This is a genomic window from Pseudodesulfovibrio indicus (genome assembly GCF_001563225.1).
In the GTDB taxonomy this organism is placed as follows: Bacteria; Desulfobacterota; Desulfovibrionia; order Desulfovibrionales; family Desulfovibrionaceae; genus Pseudodesulfovibrio; species Pseudodesulfovibrio indicus.
On record NZ_CP014206.1, the window covers coordinates 2963222 to 2980970 of the forward strand.

A 17749-nucleotide genomic window follows, 5' to 3' on the forward strand; every position below is an offset into this window, starting at 1 on the left:
AATTCACTATCGGCTAATTGGTAGTCCCAATGGCGCATAAAAGCGCAAAGGCGAAGCACCATGAGCAAAAAGGACAAGGCCCTCGAAAAACTCGGGCAGGTCATTCAGGACTTGGAGCTGAAGGCCGGGGACAGACTTCCCCCGGAGCGCAGGCTCGTGGAATTGCTCGACGTAAGCCGAAACACCCTGCGCGCCATCCTGCACTCGCTGGAGGCGCGCGGGCTGGTGGTCATCCGCCCCGGCAGCGGCTGTTATCTGCGGGTGGGCATCTCCTCGGCCCACGACAACCCGCTGGACCTCAACCTGAGTCCGGGCAAGGCCATCGCGGACCAGCTGGAGGCGGCCTACATGGTCATGCCCATGATCGCGGAACAGGCGGCGGAACGCATCGGCGAACGCCATCTGGAGGAACTGAAGCAATGCAGCGTGAACATTTCGCGCTCCATTTTCCAGAAATCCGCCGAGCGGGTGTGGAGCGAAAGCCTGACCTTTTTCCGGCTGATCGCCGTGGGCACGGGCAACGATTTTCTGGTGCGCACGGTGGAGCAGGTCTGCTCCGCGGACATGCCCGCCTACGATTTCTTCTTCTCCATGCGCAGGGACGAGCGCGAGGCCATCTTCGCGGACCACATCAAGCTGCTGCACGCCCTGCGCGCCAGGGACGGGGAATGGGCGAGGACGATCACGGCCAACTATTTTTTGCGCATGTGCCGAATTCTGGAGGAACGGGAACAGGTTCTCATGACCGACCTGGTGTTCCGGTCGCTCAGGGAACGGGACGAACAGGACGAGAGGAATACGGCATGACGACCATGACGCGCAGACAACTTTTCAGGGGAAGTTTCCAGGCCGGGCGGCGTGTGTCCGCTGCGGCCGCGGGCGATGAACAGCCGAAGTCGAAGGACGCGCCGCGTCCCGAAATGGAGCTGGGGGCCATTGCCGGGGACTTCCCCCCTGAATTGCTTTCTATGGAAGCAGAACGTCTAGGGCTGGCCCCGGACGCGGACCGCGAAACACTGCTCACGGCCATCTATGAGGCCATGGCGGGCAGCGGTCCGACGCCGTCCGGGGGATGACAACCGAACAGGCCGGGGAAACGGGGTGGGGCCCGTATCCCGGCACCCCCTACAGGAGGAGGTAACTTATGGAACGGTTTGGTGAAGGCTACTTGGAAGAGCGGAAGCTCGTCAAGCGCTGGTCGGGGCCGATTCCCGCACTGGTAAGCTTGGTGTTCACTCTCGCCATATTCTATCTGACGTGGTGGATATTCCAGGACCCGCGCGGGCTGATGCGCATGTACACCCCCTACGTGGGCTACATGTACTGCCGCTGGTGGCTGATCATGATGATCTGGATGGTCTATATCTTCAACTACTGGCCCTTCAAGAGAAAGTGGCTGGAAACAACCCACCCGCTGGTCAAAGGCTCGATACTGACGCTCATATCCGTGGTCATTCTCGTCGCCCTGATCAAGGGATTCTTCGAAGGGTTGCTCGGCAACTACGGTCTGGCCTACTTCAACCCGGAACAGCTCGAAAAGCTGCCCGGCGTGACCAGCTTCTTCGCCATTGAATACGCCTCCCTGGCCATCCTCATGTTCGCGGCCATCGCCAGCTGGCTCTCGCCCGCATGGGTCGTGGCCTTCGAGGAAGCACCGTGGCAGAAGCTGACCCAGCCCGCCAAGGGCTTCTCCATCCTGATCATGACCTTCTTCCTGTCCACCGTGGTCTACTTCGTGACCATGCATCCGCACATGGGCATCCTGTACCATCCGTGGCAGTACTTCACCTCCATCGCGCCGCCGTACTGGGAACAGTTCGCGGACACGGTCTCCGGCAACTTCCACATCTCGTGGATCATGTGCTGCACCGTGGTCGTCTGGCTGGTGGAAACCATCTGGGAACGCTATCCCTTCAACCTGATCAAGAACGACTGGGGACGGCGCTTCGCCTGCTTCTTCGGCATCATCGCCATCGCGGTGGCCATGCACTTCTTCCTCTACTTCGCGCAGGAACTCACCTGGGGCGAAGCCATCCGGGGAACCCGCCGTGCCTTCGCGCCCGACTGGCGCTGGCTGCACGTCGGCGAAATGGCCATCTTCTTCCTGGTCCCGGCCCTGTTCATCGCCTTCTACTGCAACAACTGGCCCAGGAAGTTCTCCATGCCGGTCAACGTGATGATCCGCACCATACTGACCATCGTGGGCGCGATCGCCCTGTACATCCTGTACTACAAGACCTCGCACAACTTCCTCGGAACCCAGAAGGGATTCTCCCATCCGCAGCAGTTCCCCATGATTCCCATGATCTGGCTGGTCAACATCTGGCTGGTCCACCATTGGTTCATGGACAACTGGCCCGGCTGGAAGATGGTGCCCAAGACCGCCGAGGAGATCGAGGCGGATCACACGGCCCACCAGGCGCAGATCGACGATATCCGCTGGACCCCGAGGTTCGGCGCCGGTCTGGGCGCGGGCGTGGCCATGGGCGTCATGTTCTACTTCATCACGCTTTGGGCGCTGCCCTACGTGTACGCGTCCGTCAACATCATACCCGGCAAGTAGCCCGGAAAGGAGAATCGCATGTCAGACAACATGAAGAGACGCGACTTCCTGAAGGGAGCCGCCACAGGTGTGGGCGTTGGCCTGCTTGGAGCCATGGGACTCTATTCCTACTCTCCCTTGCGCAAACAGCATTTCACCCAGGTGGAACGCAAGGGCGCAGACATCGGCATGTGCAAGAGCGTCAAGGTCACCAACATCTCGGAGACCAGCTGGTTCGACAACGGCAACCTCATGGGCGACATCAAGGGCGCCGGCGGCCTGCTCGTGAACCAATACGACTACAATTGGCCGCCGTTCGGCAACGGCAAGGGGCTGGGCAAGGGTTCCTACGAGGAAGGCATCGCCCAGATCAAGCACCTGCTGCCCGGCAGGCTGGACGAGGCCTGGGAGATCATCAAGGCCAACTCGGTCCACCCCGAAAACGCGGGCGGTTACGCCGCGCTGGTGGAAGTGGAGGAGATGAGCGGCCAGAAGCACAAGTTCCTCCTGGACGTGGGCTGGTCCTACAAATGGTGCGAGGAATGCTTCAAGCGGGAGGGCATCGACAAGATGCTGGAGAACAAGGAGATCGAAGCCCTGTTCTTCTCCCACGAGCACTTCGACCACTTCTGGGGACTTCCGGTCGCCCTCAAGTACGACCCGGAAATCACCATCTACATCCCCGAGGGCTTCTACCCGGAAGGGTTGCAGTACATCAAGGACTGCGGCCACAAGGGCAAGCTGATCACGATCCAGCCCGGCCTGAACAAGGTCATGCCGGGCATGGCGAGCTACGTCTTCGCCATCCCCATCATCTGCCGCGTGTACGGCGAACAGTCGCTGTACTTCAACGTGGCGGACAAGGGCCTCGTCTCGGTCACCGGCTGCTGCCATCAGGGCATCATCCGCTTCGCCGAGACCGCGTACACCGAGATCAAGTACGAAAACGACAAATGCTACGGCATATACGGCGGGCTGCACATCTCGCCCTTTGAGGACTGGGACCCCAAATACGACGACCTGGTCATCACCCTGGGCGACTACGGCTTCGAGCGCATCGGCTGCAACCACTGCACCGGCGTGCTCTGCGCCAAGAAGTTCATCGCCGCCGGTTACCCGGTGGTGGAAGGAACCGCCCGCTTCCGATCCAAGGACAAGGCGTACCTCGGCAACGGGGACGTCATCACTTTCGGATAGCTCCTCACTCGAACCCCGGCCGTCCCTCCCCCCCGGGAGGGGCGGCCACCCCCAATTTTCGGAGCCGCCATGCCGCTGACGCTGAACACCCTGCTCCCCCCGGCGCTGCTGGACAACCCGACCCAGGCCGCAGCCGAGCTGCCGCGCGCTCTCATGACCCGGGCCAACTTCATTCCCGGCGTGCGCCACCGCCTGGGCTGGCGCGGCGTCCGCGACTGCGCCAAGGGGCGGGGCGGCCTGACCGTGCGGATCACCGGCATGCCCGGCGTGTACGGTCTCCACCTGCTGAACTCGGGCGGAGCGGGCCGGACGGGCCAGGCCACTTTCGCCATCTCCTATTTCCCGGCTCCCCTCGAGAAACGCGTCGAGGCCTTCAGCATCCAGGCGGGCATTGCGGCCCAGGACGAAGACTACCTGGAGCGCGTCCGCGAATTCACCCTGCACGAGGACCTGCGCGCCCTGTTCGGCATCGCGGTCCTGGAGGTCCATTTCCATGCCGACGGCCCCGGCATCTCCCTGGCGCTGACCGCCCCGGAGCGCGATCGCGTCGTGGCCCTCGACGGCGTGACCGTCGACACGCCCGTCGGCATGGTGGAAGCCGTGCTCCCCGGCAGCCTGGACCAGGATTTCCCGGCCCTGGAAACGGCCACGCCCCTGTTCGAGGCGCTGGCCGCATCGGCTTCTTACTGCCTCGGTTATCCGCCGGAATCATTGATAAAAGAATCACGCCAGGGCAGGCAGCGCGCCTACGGCGAAACCATCGGCCTGCGCTCGGAATCCGCCCCCGGGATACGGGACGTCCGCTTCGGACTGGGCTGGGGCATGGACGCGCCCTCCCTGCCCGACATGGAGACAACGGACGCCTCCTGGTCCGCCCCGGCCCCGCCGCCCGAGGAGTTCAAGGACGCCCCATGGCTGTCCGCCGACATCCGGGGGGCGTCCAATTCCCTGGACAAGCGGACCATGGGCATCACGGATAAGCCCCGCCTCATCGTGCTGACCGGATTTCTCGGATCGGGCAAGACCACGTTCCTGGCCCGCTTCATCGAGGAGCAGGCCGCCAAGAACGGTTTCGTGGCCGTGGTCCAGAACGAGATCGGGCAAAAGGGGCTGGACGGCAAGCTGCTGGGCCAGAGCTACGCCGTGACCGAGGTGGACGAAGGATGCGTCTGCTGCACGCTGGCGGGCAGCCTGCGTTCCGCGCTGTCGGGCATCCTCTCGGAATTCCAGCCGGATTTCGTGGTGCTTGAAACCACGGGGCTGGCCAACCCGGCCAACATGCTCTCGGAGATAGCGGACCTCGACGACATGCTGGAATTCGCGTCCGTGACCACGGTGCTCGACGCGGCCTGCGCTCCCCGCGCCCTCGCCGACCATGGGGTGGCCCGCAACCAGGTGCGGCTGGCGGACGTCCTGCTCCTGAACAAGACCGACCTGGCGACCGACGATGACCTGGCCGCGCTTGAGACCCGCATACGGGAGCTGAACCCCACGGCCGATCTTCACTGCACCACGCACGGCGACGTGCCGTCCACCGTCCTCTACGGCGTCAATTTCAGGAAGGCCCTCAAGCGCCCCGGACCGATTCTCGCGCCCATGGGGCACCACGCCACCCACGGCGACGACGGCATCCAGAGCGCCCTCATCGAACTGTCCGGGCCGATTGACCGCCGGGCGTTCCAGGCCGGGGTGTCCTCCCTCCCGCACCAGGTGCTCCGCGCCAAAGGCGTGGTCCGGTTCGCGGACGGGGATACCCCCGAAATCTTCCAGTACGTGCCGGGACACCACTCCCTGACGCCCTCCCGGGAGGAACCGGAGTCCTGTTTCCTGGTCATCATCGGGCAGGAGATCACCCCCGTCGCCGAGAACTTCCGCGCCGCCATCGGGGCCTAGCGTCCGGGACGCAGGGTCCGGGGGTTCACGTCCTCTCATCCCGGCCAGACGAAACAAGGGTTTGCGGAGAGACTCCGCAAACCCTTTTCCGATGCCGTAACGGCTCCCCTATTCAGCCATATCCGCCCCATCCCGCTCTCTTCCTGCCCGAACTCGCGCCCCCATGCTCACCGCGGGACTGCGCCGGGAATACCGGGGCATTGGCCGCACCGGGCTAGCGCACGGGGTTCACGCCGCCCAGGGTCATGAGCGGGCCATAATACTGCGGCCTGCGGTCTCGGTAGAATCCCCATCCGGCGCGGAAGTCGCGGATTTCGTCGAAATCGAGTTCGGCGGTGAGGACGCACTCGGTCTCACGGTCGCCATCCGCTCCTGCCGCGCCTATCTCTCGGCGTTCTTCCCGCAATTCGACTTGGACGACGGCGAATAATCGGTCCGCTTCGTCGGCTCACTTCTCTCATGCCTATACTGTCCCCGGTGGTCGCACCCCTTCGCCTGTTTTCAACTCTCATCCTGCTCCAGCAGGTGCTTTTCGCGATGTACCGTGCATTCATAATTCCAAAAAATCATTGCATTCTCAAAGTGTTTGGTTATACGGACTCACTTAAGACATATCCAATGCCATACCGTCCGGGGTGTTGCTCCGGCCCGGTCCGATGGCGGCTTTGTGAATGAACCGTCCCGGACCGCACTGTTCGTCCTGTTCTCCATTCACGCATACGCCGGGAGCCTGCTCGCATGAAACGGTTATGGATCGCCAGTTCACTCGTCTTCGCCCTGCTCCTCCAGCCCTTGGCCGCCACGGCCGCGCCGCTGGACGACGCCATAGCCCTCTACAATCAGAAACAATACCGCGAAGCCCTGCCGACCATTCGCGGCGAGGCGAAAAAGGGCGACTCCACGGCTCAATGGTATCTCGCCCAGATGTACTACTACGGCCAAGAGGTGGGACAGAATTACGCCGAGTGCGCCCAATGGAGCTTCAAGGCCGCCGAACAGGGCAACACCAAGGCCCAATACGGTCTCGGATTCCTCTATGAAGAAGGCTTGGGGGTTCCTCAGGACATCCAGAAGGCGTTCACATGGTATGCAAAGGCTGCCGAGGCGGGGCACCCGACCGCCCAGGAGATAGTCGCCACCATGTATATGAAGGGATTGGGCGTGGGAAAAAGCTACGGCCAGGCCCTCCGCTGGTATACCGAGGCGGCCGGAAGGGGAAGCCGATTCTCCCGCTATCAACTCGGCAGAATGTATTTCTACGGTTACGGCGTCGAAAAAGATGAGACGAGAGGGGCCAAATACTACGAAATGGCCGCCCAGGACGGACAGGTCGACGCGCAGCGGGAACTGGCCCGGTACCTCACCGGCCTCAAGGACCAGCCCGGGAAACGGGTCGAGGGCGTGGCATGGTACGTCAAGGCCGCAAATCAGGGCGACGGGGAAAGCATGTCCATGCTCGCCTGCTATTACAGCGACCTGGGCGACAACAACGCAGCGCTGACCCTGCACCGCCGCGCCGCCGAGATGGACATAGCCCTCTCCCAACAGGAATACGGCAAGATGCTTTGCGCCGGAAAGGGAACCGAGGTGGATTACGAGAAAGGATTCATCTGGCTGTCCAAGGCCGCCCACCAGCACCAGCCGCAAAGCCAGTATCTCCTCGGCATGATGTACGAACTCGGCAAGGGCGTGGCACCCGACGAGCAGATGGCCTACGCTTGGTACAGCGTGGCCGATCTTTACGGCTACCCTCCCGCCGCCGAGCACAAGGCCGCCGTCCGGCTCAGGCTGACCGCCGCCCAGATCGAGGAGGGGGACGCTCAGGCCGAAACCATCATGAGCAGCTATTAGCATGTTCCCGTTTCTCAACTCACTCCAAAGGCGGGAATCCACCATGTCCAAATGGCGCCGCGCACCACTCCTCGCCGTCCTCATTCTGCTCGCAATCGCCGGGTGCAAGGCGGAAACGAATACCGCGCCGGAAGCCGTCCACCCTCGAGAAACCTATTTCATCGAGATCACGGACTACTCGGCATTCAGCGCCAAGGCACCCCTGGCCGAGAGGATCGACAAGGAACTCTCGGGCGACAACCTCACCGCCGGGCAGGGCCTGCAGGCCGTGGACTGGCCCTGCCGCATCCTGCTGACCAACGGCGCGGTTCAGCAACTGGCTCACGATTCCCTCGGAAGCCCCCCCGTTCCCGTACCCCTGGACCCCATCTCGGCCCTGGTCAACGCCTTCTACTTCGTGGGCTGGTCGGCCAAAGAGGCGGGCAAGCAGGCGGTCAACGCCGGAACCCCGAACTACATCGTGCGCATGCGCATGCATGTCCTCGCGCCCGAAGGGACCGTCTGGCGCATCGAGGAAGAGATTCCCCTCTATACCCTCGACAAGGACAAGAGCCGGGAACACGTTGCCCGCGAAGGCGCGGACAAGGTGGCCGAAATCCTGACCGCATTCCGCTCCGGCCAGCCCCCGCAGAACGCCGTCGTGGAAACCAACGACCACGAACTGAAGTGCATGCGCGGGGAAGCGAAATAGCTCCCTGCCCCTGATATCCGTGCCGAACCGGCGCGGTTTACACTTCATCCCGTCCTTGCCATAATACGGGTCTTCGACGAGGCCCGCATATTTGTATTGACTTTTGGGGACCGCGCCCATAAGCCGCGCTATCGCATTGGCGGACGAGGTGTACGCCGCGGCCAACCTCGGGATATTCCCGAGTCCCGACAGGCAGGAGGATTGGTGAGTGATCCCTACCCTGGAACGATGGACCACCGAACGGTCCGCTGAACTCTACGGCGTCAGCGAATGGGGCGCCGGCTTCTTCGGCATCTCCCCGAACGGCGACCTGCAGGTGACGGCCGAGCCCGGCAACTTCACCAACGCGGTCAGCATCCCCGAAATCATCGCCGGAATCCAGGCGCGCGGCCTGGACATGCCGGTCCTCCTGCGCATCGAGAACCTTCTCGAAACGCAGATTTCCCTGCTGAACACCAACTTTCTCACGGCCATCAAGAGCTTGAATTACAAGGGCTCCTACCTGGGCGCGTACCCCATCAAGGTCAACCAGCAGCAACAGGTGGTGGAGGCCGTGACCCATCACGGCAAGAAATACCACCACGGGCTGGAGGCGGGCAGCAAGGCCGAGCTCATAGCGGCCATGGGCATGCACACCGACGACGAGTCCGTGCTGGTCTGCAACGGCTACAAGGACGAGGAATTCATCAACCTCGGCCTGCACGCCACCCAACTCGGCTACAACTGCGTGCTGGTCATCGAGATGCCCGGCGAGCTGCCCCTGATCATCGAGCGGTCCAAGGCCCTGGGCGTGAAGCCCATCCTCGGCGTGCGCGTCAAGCTCTCGTCCCAGGCCAACGGGCTGTGGGCCGAATCCGGCGGCGACCGCTCCATCTTCGGCCTCAACGCGGCCCAGATCGTGGACATCATCGACCGCCTCAAGGATGCGGACATGCTCGACTGCCTGCAACTGCTCCACTACCACCTCGGCTCGCAGATCCCGAACATCCGCGAGATCCGCAACGGCGTGGCCGAGGCGAGCCGCGTCTACGCGGGCCTGGTGGCCGAGGGCGCGGGCATGCGCTACCTGGACCTCGGCGGCGGTCTGGCCGTGGACTACGACGGCACCCAGACCAACTTCATGTCCAGCCGCAACTACTCGGTGGACGAATACTGCGTGGACGTGGTCGAGGGCGTCATGACCGTGCTCGACGAGCAGGAGGTGGACCACCCGATCATCATCACCGAGTCGGGCCGGGCGCTGGTCGCCTACTACTCCATGCTGCTGTTCAACGTGCTGGACACCGCCCGCTTCGAGCCGGAGCCGCTGCCCGACTCCCTGCCCGAAGACACCTACATCCACACCCAGCACCTGTTCGAGACATTACAATCCTTGAACCTGCGCAACGTCCAGGCGTGCTTCAACGACATCCTCTACTACCGCGACGAGGTGCGCCAGGCGTTCAACCAGGGCAAGATCACCTTCCGCGAGCGCGCCCTGGGCGAGCACGTCTACTGGCAGACCATCCGGCGCATCGCCGCCCTGGCCCGCGAGCTGCCCGCCATCCCCCACGAATTCGAAGGGATCATCCAGACCCTGTCGGACATCTACTACTGCAATTTCAGCGTGTTCCAATCCCTGCCGGACGCCTGGGCCATCGGCCAGCTCTTCCCGATAATGCCGGTCCACCGGCTGAACGAGCCGCCCACCCGCGAGGGGTTCCTGGCCGACATCACCTGCGACTGCGACGGCAAGATCGACCGTTTCATCGACCGCCAGGGCGTCAAGCGGACCATGCCCCTGCACGCCCTGCGCGAAATGGAGCAGTATTACCTGGGCGCGTTCCTGGTGGGCGCGTACCAGGAGACCCTGGGCGACCTGCACAACCTGCTGGGCGACACCAACATCGTCACCGTCCGCATCCACGAGGACGGCAAGTTCGACTTCGTGGGCGAAATGGAAGGCGACACCGTGGAGGACGTCCTGTCCTATGTGGAATACGACACCAAGGCGCTCCTGACCCGGTTCCGCGAAACCGCCGAGAAAGCCGTGCGCAAGGGCATGATCACCCCCAACCAGCGGCGCGAAATCCTTCAGGCCTACAAGGCCGGGCTCCAGGGGTACACCTACCTCGAAGGATAAGCTCGCCCGCAACGACAACGAAAAAAAGGGTCCGGCATGACGCCAGACCCTTTTTTCGTGCTCCGCGTTCCGCCCGTCAGCGGGTGTAGCGGCCCACGATCTCGTCCACCAGCCCTTCGTCGCGCATGTCGGCGAGGGCCTTGTTGATCTCCGGGATCATCGGCAGGAACGGCGACTTGCGGCTCACCCCCATGCACAGAACCCACTCCATGAACGATCTTTCGGAATGGTCGAACTTGCCGCGCAACTCCGGGTGGAGCCGGAACAACCCCCTGGCCACGATCTCGTTGCCCGGAAAGATGTCGATGCGACCGGACAGGAGCTTGCGGTAGTTGGCATAGTCGGTGCTAGCCGTGTCCACGCGCATGTTCTCGAGCATCTCGTCGAACCGCTCGCCGTAACTGTAGCCGAGGGTGACGCCGATGGTATAGTCGCGCAGGTCCTCCAGTTTGTCGAAATTTACCGGGCCGCCCTCCCGCTCCGCCGAGGACCAGATCAGCCCGCGCACGGTCATGACCGGATCGGTGAAGGCCGCGTACCGCTCCCGCTCCGGGGTCCTGATCAGGATCAGGACGCCGTCCTTCTCGCCGCTCTGGAGGTAGCTCAAGGCCCGCTTCAGGGGATACATGGTGAACTCGACGTTCAGGTCGAGCCGATTGAACAGCGCCCGGCCCAGCTCGACGGCGATGCCGTTCACCTGGCCGCGCTCCTCCATATAGAAAGGCGGGTAGTCGAAAGCCGCGAGGTGGATGGTCTGCCGCTCCCCGGCGGCCGCAGGGACGGACGACAGGGCGGACAGGAGCAGCAAGGCCGAGAAAAGAACGCGGGCGGACCGCCGCAATAAAGATTTCACGACCTCCCTCCGGCCGTTTCCGCACTCCCTGACCGCCATCCGCGCTCCTCTTGGACCCCATCGGGCAGGCCGTTGCGACCCGCCATCGTTGAATACTCTTCAAGTGATGTTAGACAATGCACTAGTTTTACTGGTCATGTCATCATTTTTTTAGGGCTGTCCGCGACCCCGCCCCGCTGGAACCCGTTCGGAGACCTCACCCCGGCCGCGGAGGGCAAGCTCCGGGGCGCGCCATTCGGCGAGATGAGCCGGGTGGCGGACAACCGGGACCTGCTGCCCCAAAGCGCGACACCGGAGAGCGATTCCCGGTCCTGATCAACAAGTACCTCTGCCGGACTCCGCCTGCTCTCCGAAGCCCCGGCGGACCCGGCTCATGGTTGATCCGCCCTTCCGACGAACCCGAGACGACAGAGGGCGCGAACAGCCGCCCGCGCCCCCTGCATCCGATGATCCCGATTGAGCCTATTGCGGCTTGGCCTGGGCCGACACGTCCTTGTAGGCGGGCTTCACGCCCCACATGGGGATGAAGACCGGCTTATCCCCGTCCAGCGGCACGGCGGAGAGCCTGACCCGGCTGTAGTCCTGGTTCTCGTAGGTACGGAAATACAGCTCCTTGCGAGACAGGTCGTAGACCGTGGTCCACTGGGTGTAGTCGTACTCCGGACGGTTGTTGGGCCCGGCCCCGCGCGACAGCCCCCGGGGAATGGTGAAATTGGCGATGAGGTTCATGCCCAGGTTCACGGCGCCGTCGGCGTCCGCGGGCTTCAGCGCGGTGTTGGCGTAGAACGCGGCGCGCACGAAGCGCGAGGGCGGGGTCTGGTCGCCGGGCAGGCCGAGGAGCCCGCTCCCCTCGCCCAGGGGCTTGACCGTATAATCGCCGAGCTTGAACGGCTGGGCGTTGTCGGGGCGCAGGCTGACGTAGTTGCGCAAATTCTCCAGGTGCCAGCCAAAGGACGGGGCGTTGGTGAACACGCCCACCGGATTGTCCGTTACCGCGACCTTCCCGCCCATGGACTCGATGACCACCGCCTTGCCCGTGGCGTCCATGACGTACCAGTGGACCAGGGTGTACATGTTCAGGCTCGGAACCTTGGCCCCGGCCAGCTTCAGGGCGGGCACCAGCTTCCTGACCTCGTCGATGGTCGCGCAGTTGCACAGCAGCCAGGTGCCGAGGTCCATCTGGGACACGGCCCGGCCATAGTCCTCCTTGGCGATCTTCGGGAACTCCGATTCCCCGGCGGGCATCCAGAAACCGGCCGCATACAACCCCTTCTCGTTCATGCCCTCCAGGGGGCTGGCCTGACCAAAGGCGTCCGGTCCCATGAAGGCGTACTTGCTCTTCCACTTGAGCCCTTCCTTGCCGTCCGGGGCCGTGGCGCTCCATGCCATGCCGCGCGGCGCGATCATGATGTCGGATTTGGTCGGCGAACCGAATTCGAGGGAGCGGGCAAAGGCCACGGACCCGTCCTCGGCGATCACTCTCAGTCCGGTGCAGGCCCGGGCCGGAACGGAGAGGGACAGGAACAGGGAGAGGGACAGCGCGAACAGCGACAGTCGGAAACAACAAAGGGAGAACATGAACAACCTCCTTGCGACACTGCGGTGCAACGTCTTTCGGACCGGGTTCGCTCCCGGTCTTCAAATATCTATGTCCGAAGTTCGCGGCCCCGTGTCAACATTATTAGCAATACTTTATATTCATTGCATGTATTTTACGCAGGAGGACAATAAAAAGGGGTGCGCCCGGATCGCGCACCCCTTCAAGGAAAACCCTTGTCCGACAACGGTCAGCGCCGCATTTCCTTGCGGTTGAGGACCACCAGCAGGTACTCGCCGAGATGCTGCACGGTGTTGATGAACCCCATGACCTGAAAATAGCGGCGGACTTCGAACCGCTCGATGACGCCCTGCTCGCGCAGTTCGATGAACCGCTTCTCCACCTGGTCCACGGCGGTGGCCAGGGGGCGCGAGTCATAGTGCGCGCCCGCGCCTATGGCGCGCAGCGCGTTGGCCGCCGCCTGGGCCAGCCGTTGCAGCTCCGGGGTCATGATGATGTCCCAGCCCTCGCCCTCCACCTCGTTGAGCAGGTTGGGCGTGGATTGCAGCCGCTCGACCACCGAGTTGAGCACGTTCACCTGGGTGGACAGTTGCGCCAGGTCGTCGCGGTAGAACCGCCGCTCCGTGGAATAGACCTTGTTGAACAGCTCGCGGTTGGACTGGGCATCGCGGGCCAGGTCGAAGAACAGGTCCGGGTCCACCTTGCGCTGGTGCTCCAGGAAGCTGTCCATGAGCAGGACGAGATTGGCCGCCACCTGGGCGTATTGGACGCGAAGCCTCTCCTGCAGGACCGAGGCGGTGCGGTTGGGCCAGACCGCCACGGACACGACGAAGGCGCAGAGCACGCCGATGCCGATCTCGGCCACCCGGAACAGGGTGAACTCCACGCGGTGGTCCGCGCCGAGGCTGGTCAGGAAGGTGATGGCCAAGGTAATGGCCGCCATGCGGTAGCGGGCGTTGTAGCGGGTCAGGTAGGCACAGACGCCGGTGCCCAGGAAGATGGCCGCCAGGGTCCAGCCCGGCGTGGGCGGGAAGACGAGGATCATCAGGACGGACATGCCCGCGCCGATGGCCGTGCCGGTGAACCGGTACAGGCTCATCTCGATGGAGTCGGCCACGTGCATCTGCATGACGATGACCGTGGTGATGACCGCCCAGTAGGCATAGGGCATGCCCACCCAGGCGGAAACGACATAGGAAAGGACAGAGGCCAGCCCCACCTTGAGGCCGTGCCGGACGTGGCTGGAAATGAGCGGTTTCGATTCGGAAGCCATGATGCGCCTTGTTGAATGACCGCGTCCCGCCCCGCCGCCTATGCGGGGAGGCGAACGCCGACCGGCCCTGTCTCACATGCACCGGGGCAGGTCAACACTTTAGTAGCACACCCGGCCCCCAGGGGCTATTCCCCCGCCGCGTCCCTTCCTCCATGCGCTTGAGCTTCTCGCGCAGGGTCTTGCGGTTGATGCCCAGGATGTCGGCCGCCTGGGTCTTGTTGTCCCCGGTCATGGCCAGCACGTTGCGGATGTGCTCGAACTCCACCTCCTCCAGGGACCGCTTGACGCTGCCCTCGCGGGGCAGGCTGAAACGCATGGTCTCGGGCAGGTCGGTGACCTCGATGGTGTCGCGGTCCACGATGACCACCAGTCGCTGGATGAGATTCTCCAGTTCACGGATGTTGCCGGGCCAGTCGTTGCGGCGCAGGGCCTTGAGCGCCTCGTCCGAAATGGTCGGGGGCGTGCGGTGCATGGTCCTGGAGAACTCGGCCAGGAAATGGTTGATGAGCACCAGCACGTCGTCCCCGCGCTGGGACAGGGGCGGGACGTGGATGTCGATGACGTTGATCCGGTAGAAGAGATCCTCGCGGAAGGTCCCCTCCTGGACCATGCGGCGCAGGTCCTTGTGGGTGGCGGCCAGGATGCGCACGTCCACGGTCTTGACGATGCTCGACCCGACCTTGCAGAACTCCTTGGATTGCAGGACCCGCAGGAGTTTGGCCTGCATGGTCGGGCTGGCGTCGCCGATCTCGTCCAGAAAGATGGACCCGCCGTTGGCGACCTCGAAGAAGCCCGCGCGGGATTCCTTGGCCCCGGTGAAGGCGCCCTTGACGTGGCCGAACAGCTCGCTCTCCACCAGGCTGTCCGGAATGGCCGTGCAGTTGACCGGAACGAAGGAGGCGGTCCTGCGGTCGCTGTTGTAGTGCACGGCCCGGGCCACCAGCTCCTTGCCGGTGCCGGACTCTCCGCTGATGAGCACGTTGGCGTCCGAGGCGGCGGCCTTGCCGATGCGCTGGAAGACCTGCTCCATCTCCGGCGAGGTGCCGATGATCCCGAAATTGTCCGGCGGGGTGTCGGCCGAGGCCAGGACCCGCCTGCGCTGGAGGCGCTCCACGATGCGCCCCACCGAGGAGAGGAGCTCCTCGTTGGTGAACGGCTTGGCCAGGTACTCCCCGGCCCCGTCCTTGATGGCCTCCACCGCGCCGGGAATGGACGGGTAGCCGGTGATCATCATGATCTCCACGTCCGGCAGGTTGGCCCGGACGTGCTTGATGAGGTCCAGGCCGGAGGCGGCGGGCATGCGGTAGTCGGTGATGACCAGATCAATGACCAGATCCTCCAACAGGGCCACGGCCTCGTCGACCCGGCCGCAGGTGAAGACCTCGTAGCCTGCGGGCTGCAGGTTGCGCTTGAGCACTTCGAGGGTGGACTTGCTGTCGTCCACCGCGAGAATCCGAATGTTCCTGGCCATGGTCTATTCCTCCGGTCCCCTGAGATGGCACGGGAAGGCCACTTCGACCCGGGTCCCCTCGTCCGGCGCGCTGTGCACCTGGATGAAGCCGCCGTGGGCCTTGACGATGCCGTGTATCACGGACAGCCCCAGGCCGGAACCCTTGTCCACGTCCTTGGTGGTGAAGAACGGGGTGAAAATCATCTTCAGCACGTCCGGGGTCATGCCGGGACCGGTGTCCTCGACGATCAGATAGACGTCGCTCTGGTTGGTCAGGGTGCGGATGGTCACGGTGCCGCCGTGGGCCATGGCCTGGATGGCGTTGACCACCAGGTTGACCACCACCTGCTTGATGTGCTGCGGGTCGGCCAGGATGCGGGGCAGCTCCGGGTCGAACTCCCGGACGATGACGATGTCGCCGCGCATGGACCCCGCCTCGGTGATGCGCAGGGCCTGGTCCACGGTGTCGTTCAGGTCGATGTGCGTGGGCTGGGGCGGAAGCTGGCGGCCGAAGAACATGAGCTTGCGGATGATCTCGCGGGCGTGCAGCGAGGAATCCACGATGTTGTTCAGGTCCGTGACCACCTGGTCCGGCAGGTCCGGCGTCTGCAACGCCAGCTCCGCGAAGCCGAGGATGTTGGCCAGCGGCTCGTTGATCTCGTGGGCCACGCCAGCCGAGAACTGGCCGATCTTGGCCAGCCGGTCGGACTGGCGGAGCTGCCGTTCCAGCTCCTGCTTGGCCAGCCGGGTCTCGCGCTTGGAGACCAGGATGACCACCTGCTGGACCACGGTGGAGAACAGGTCCTTCTCGTCCTCCAGGAAACCGGTCCTCGGCGCGTAGCCGCGCACGGCCACGCTCAGGGAGCCGCGTTTTTCGTCGCTGATGACCAGGTCCGAGCGGAGCATGAAGTCGCTCTCGGCGTAACCCGGCGTCTCGTAAATCTTGGTTCCCAGCCGCAGCCGGGCGTAGGTCATGTCCGGATGCTGGAACGCGGACGGCAGCAGCGCCACCACGTGGCCGAGCAGATCGTCCATGGTGCGATGGATCTCGCCCATGAGCTGGCTCAGGGAATAGAGGCAGCTTAGTTCCTTGTTGCGCTCCATGAGCGTGAACCGCTCGCGCAGGAGTCCCTTTTCGCGGAGCACCAGGTCGGTCACGTCCTGCCCCACGCAGAGCAGGCTGATGACCTCGCCGTTGGAGTCGGTCAGGGGCTTGAGGTTCCAGTTGACGTAGACTATGTCGCCGTCCTTGGCCCTGATCCGCCCGGCAAAGGCGGAAATGCCCTGCCCGTGGGCGCTCTCGAACAGGGCGCGGCGGGCCATCTCCCGCTCGTCGCGGGGGATGAAGACCTCGAACCAGTCCCGGCCGGCCAGTTCCTTGAGATGGTAGCCGGAGAGGGTCTCGAGCTCGGAGTTGCCGTGAATGATCCCCCCGTTCAGGTCGAGCGTGACCACGATGCCGTGGGTCAGCTCCATGACGGTGTCGTAATAGTTCTGGAGATTCATTCAGAGTTCCTCGGGAGTGAAAGTACAATCATTCCGGCCTTGCGTAAATCCTTTTGGGGGGCGCGACCGGCGAGGGGGGTGTCGCCGGCCGCGCCCGGGGTCAGGGTATTAACGCATTCCTTGTCTAGTGACTGAGCTTCAGGCCCCATCCCTCGAAGAGGAAGAGGATCGCGAAGCCGTACCACAGCGTATAGAGGACGTAGAAGATCAGGGAGAAGGAGACCAGACCGATCTCTTCCGAGATGTGCTTGGCCTCGACGCCGTAGTAGTTGTAGGAGGCCTCCACGGCCTTGGTCTGGACCGTGTCCACGACCTTGGCGGCTTCGAACTGCTTCTGGTTGCCCAGCGCCTTGCTCATCAGCTTGAAGGAGGTCCACCAGTTGTAGAGCGCGCGGCGCGGCTCCATGCCGTACTTGGCGGTAATGGAATCGCCGTCGTTATGGTACATGGCCTGCGTATCGTCCAGGCTGGCGCCCAGGATCGCGCCCATGGAGCCGGTGACGTGCAGGACCTTGCCCTCGACTGAGACCTGTGCCCCTGCCTTCAGGAAGAGGTCCGCGGACTGCGCGGCCACGATCTCGTCGCCGTAGGTCAGCTTCAGGTCCACGTTCGTGTCGTTGTACTTGTCGGTCTCCATCCTGACCTGGGACGAATAGTCCACGGAGCCCTTGGAAATGGAGTTGTAGAGGTTGTCCAGGTACTGCATCGCGTTGTGTCCGTGATAGATCGGCTGGAACATCATGAACAGGACGATGAAGAACACGATCAAAAGGGCGAAACCGCCGTAGAATTCCTTCTTGTTGTAGATCATGG

General features: G+C 63.5%; 15 protein-coding genes. 8 read left to right on the top strand and 7 right to left on the bottom strand.

Annotated elements, in window-relative coordinates; all coding sequences use genetic code 11:
• Positions 1-60: 60 nt before the first annotated feature.
• From AWY79_RS13450 to AWY79_RS13470, 5 genes are all read left to right on the top strand, one after another.
• Positions 61-807 carry a FadR/GntR family transcriptional regulator gene (locus tag AWY79_RS13450; RefSeq protein WP_066804923.1) on the top strand — a complete coding sequence of 249 codons (747 nt, stop codon included), beginning with the start codon at positions 61-63 and terminating at the stop codon, positions 805-807.
• On the top strand, positions 804-1076 hold the full coding sequence (locus tag AWY79_RS13455; RefSeq protein WP_066804925.1) for a hypothetical protein: 273 nt from the start codon (positions 804-806) through the stop codon (positions 1074-1076). The genes AWY79_RS13450 and AWY79_RS13455 overlap by 4 nt, the downstream gene beginning before the upstream one ends.
• Positions 1077-1144: 68 nt before the next feature.
• Positions 1145-2563, top strand: coding sequence for a hypothetical protein (locus AWY79_RS13460; protein WP_066804927.1), 1419 nt, complete (start codon positions 1145-1147; stop codon positions 2561-2563).
• Between the two features lie 18 nt (positions 2564-2581).
• Complete coding sequence (locus AWY79_RS13465) at positions 2582-3739, top strand: twin-arginine translocation signal domain-containing protein (RefSeq protein ID WP_199533820.1); 1158 nt, start codon at positions 2582-2584, stop codon at positions 3737-3739.
• Between the two features lie 69 nt (positions 3740-3808).
• Positions 3809-5632: a CobW family GTP-binding protein gene (locus tag AWY79_RS13470; protein WP_066804929.1), complete on the top strand. Its 1824-nt coding sequence runs from the start codon at positions 3809-3811 to the stop codon at positions 5630-5632.
• Positions 5633-5846: 214 nt separating this feature from the next.
• Here AWY79_RS13470 and AWY79_RS18855 read toward each other — a convergent pair whose 3' ends face one another.
• Positions 5847-6038 carry a hypothetical protein gene (locus AWY79_RS18855; protein ID WP_133987269.1) on the bottom strand — a complete coding sequence of 64 codons (192 nt, stop codon included), beginning with the start codon at positions 6036-6038 and terminating at the stop codon, positions 5847-5849.
• 332 nt (positions 6039-6370) lie between these two features.
• Here AWY79_RS18855 and AWY79_RS13480 point away from each other — a divergent pair, with 332 nt between their 5' ends.
• The 3 genes from AWY79_RS13480 (at position 6371) to speA (ending at position 10296) form a co-directional block, all read left to right on the top strand.
• Positions 6371-7483, top strand: a complete 1113-nt coding sequence (locus tag AWY79_RS13480) for an SEL1-like repeat protein (RefSeq protein WP_066804933.1) — start codon at positions 6371-6373, stop codon at positions 7481-7483.
• 43 nt (positions 7484-7526) lie between these two features.
• The gene (locus AWY79_RS13485) at positions 7527-8174 is read left to right on the top strand and encodes a hypothetical protein (RefSeq protein WP_133987271.1); all 648 of its coding nucleotides are present in this window, start codon (positions 7527-7529) and stop codon (positions 8172-8174) included.
• Between the two features lie 208 nt (positions 8175-8382).
• Complete coding sequence (speA, locus tag AWY79_RS13490) at positions 8383-10296, top strand: biosynthetic arginine decarboxylase (RefSeq protein WP_066804944.1); 1914 nt, start codon at positions 8383-8385, stop codon at positions 10294-10296.
• Between the two features lie 76 nt (positions 10297-10372).
• Here the strand turns inward: speA and AWY79_RS13495 are convergent, their stop codons facing one another.
• The 6 genes from AWY79_RS13495 to AWY79_RS13520 form a co-directional block, all read right to left on the bottom strand.
• Positions 10373-11149: a substrate-binding periplasmic protein gene (locus tag AWY79_RS13495; RefSeq protein WP_158509898.1), complete on the bottom strand. Its 777-nt coding sequence runs from the start codon at positions 11147-11149 to the stop codon at positions 10373-10375.
• A gap of 462 nt (positions 11150-11611) precedes the next feature.
• A complete protein-coding gene (locus tag AWY79_RS13500; RefSeq protein WP_078063786.1) occupies positions 11612-12727 on the bottom strand; it encodes a linear amide C-N hydrolase in 1116 nt (371 codons plus the stop codon).
• 209 nt (positions 12728-12936) lie between these two features.
• Positions 12937-13980: an FUSC family protein gene (locus AWY79_RS13505; protein WP_066804948.1), complete on the bottom strand. Its 1044-nt coding sequence runs from the start codon at positions 13978-13980 to the stop codon at positions 12937-12939.
• A gap of 91 nt (positions 13981-14071) precedes the next feature.
• Positions 14072-15451 (bottom strand): sigma-54-dependent transcriptional regulator, encoded by a 1380-nt coding sequence (locus tag AWY79_RS13510; RefSeq protein ID WP_066804950.1) that lies wholly within the window; start codon positions 15449-15451, stop codon positions 14072-14074.
• 3 nt (positions 15452-15454) lie between these two features.
• A complete protein-coding gene (locus tag AWY79_RS13515) occupies positions 15455-16936 on the bottom strand; it encodes a PAS domain-containing sensor histidine kinase (protein ID WP_066804958.1) in 1482 nt (493 codons plus the stop codon).
• A 124-nt stretch (positions 16937-17060) separates the two neighbouring features.
• The gene (locus AWY79_RS13520) at positions 17061-17747 is read right to left on the bottom strand and encodes a hypothetical protein (protein ID WP_066804960.1); all 687 of its coding nucleotides are present in this window, start codon (positions 17745-17747) and stop codon (positions 17061-17063) included.
• Between the last annotated feature and the right edge of the window lie 2 nt (positions 17748-17749).

Bases quoted from the DNA above. Each gene is read 5' to 3' on its own strand.
- AWY79_RS13505 (WP_066804948.1), bottom strand. From the start codon at position 13,980: ATGGCTTCCGAATCGAAACCGCTCATTTCCAGCCACGTCCGGCACGGC.
- AWY79_RS13455 (WP_066804925.1), top strand. From the start codon at position 804: ATGACGACCATGACGCGCAGACAACTTTTCAGGGGAAGTTTCCAGGCC.
- AWY79_RS13515 (WP_066804958.1), bottom strand. From the start codon at position 16,936: ATGAATCTCCAGAACTATTACGACACCGTCATGGAGCTGACCCACGGC.
- AWY79_RS13450 (WP_066804923.1), top strand. From the start codon at position 61: ATGAGCAAAAAGGACAAGGCCCTCGAAAAACTCGGGCAGGTCATTCAG.
- AWY79_RS13480 (WP_066804933.1), top strand. From the start codon at position 6,371: ATGAAACGGTTATGGATCGCCAGTTCACTCGTCTTCGCCCTGCTCCTC.
- AWY79_RS13485 (WP_133987271.1), top strand. From the start codon at position 7,527: ATGTCCAAATGGCGCCGCGCACCACTCCTCGCCGTCCTCATTCTGCTC.
- AWY79_RS13510 (WP_066804950.1), bottom strand. From the start codon at position 15,451: ATGGCCAGGAACATTCGGATTCTCGCGGTGGACGACAGCAAGTCCACC.
- AWY79_RS13520 (WP_066804960.1), bottom strand. From the start codon at position 17,747: ATGATCTACAACAAGAAGGAATTCTACGGCGGTTTCGCCCTTTTGATC.
- AWY79_RS13465 (WP_199533820.1), top strand. From the start codon at position 2,582: ATGTCAGACAACATGAAGAGACGCGACTTCCTGAAGGGAGCCGCCACA.
- AWY79_RS13500 (WP_078063786.1), bottom strand. From the start codon at position 12,727: ATGTTCTCCCTTTGTTGTTTCCGACTGTCGCTGTTCGCGCTGTCCCTC.
- AWY79_RS13470 (WP_066804929.1), top strand. From the start codon at position 3,809: ATGCCGCTGACGCTGAACACCCTGCTCCCCCCGGCGCTGCTGGACAAC.
- AWY79_RS13460 (WP_066804927.1), top strand. From the start codon at position 1,145: ATGGAACGGTTTGGTGAAGGCTACTTGGAAGAGCGGAAGCTCGTCAAG.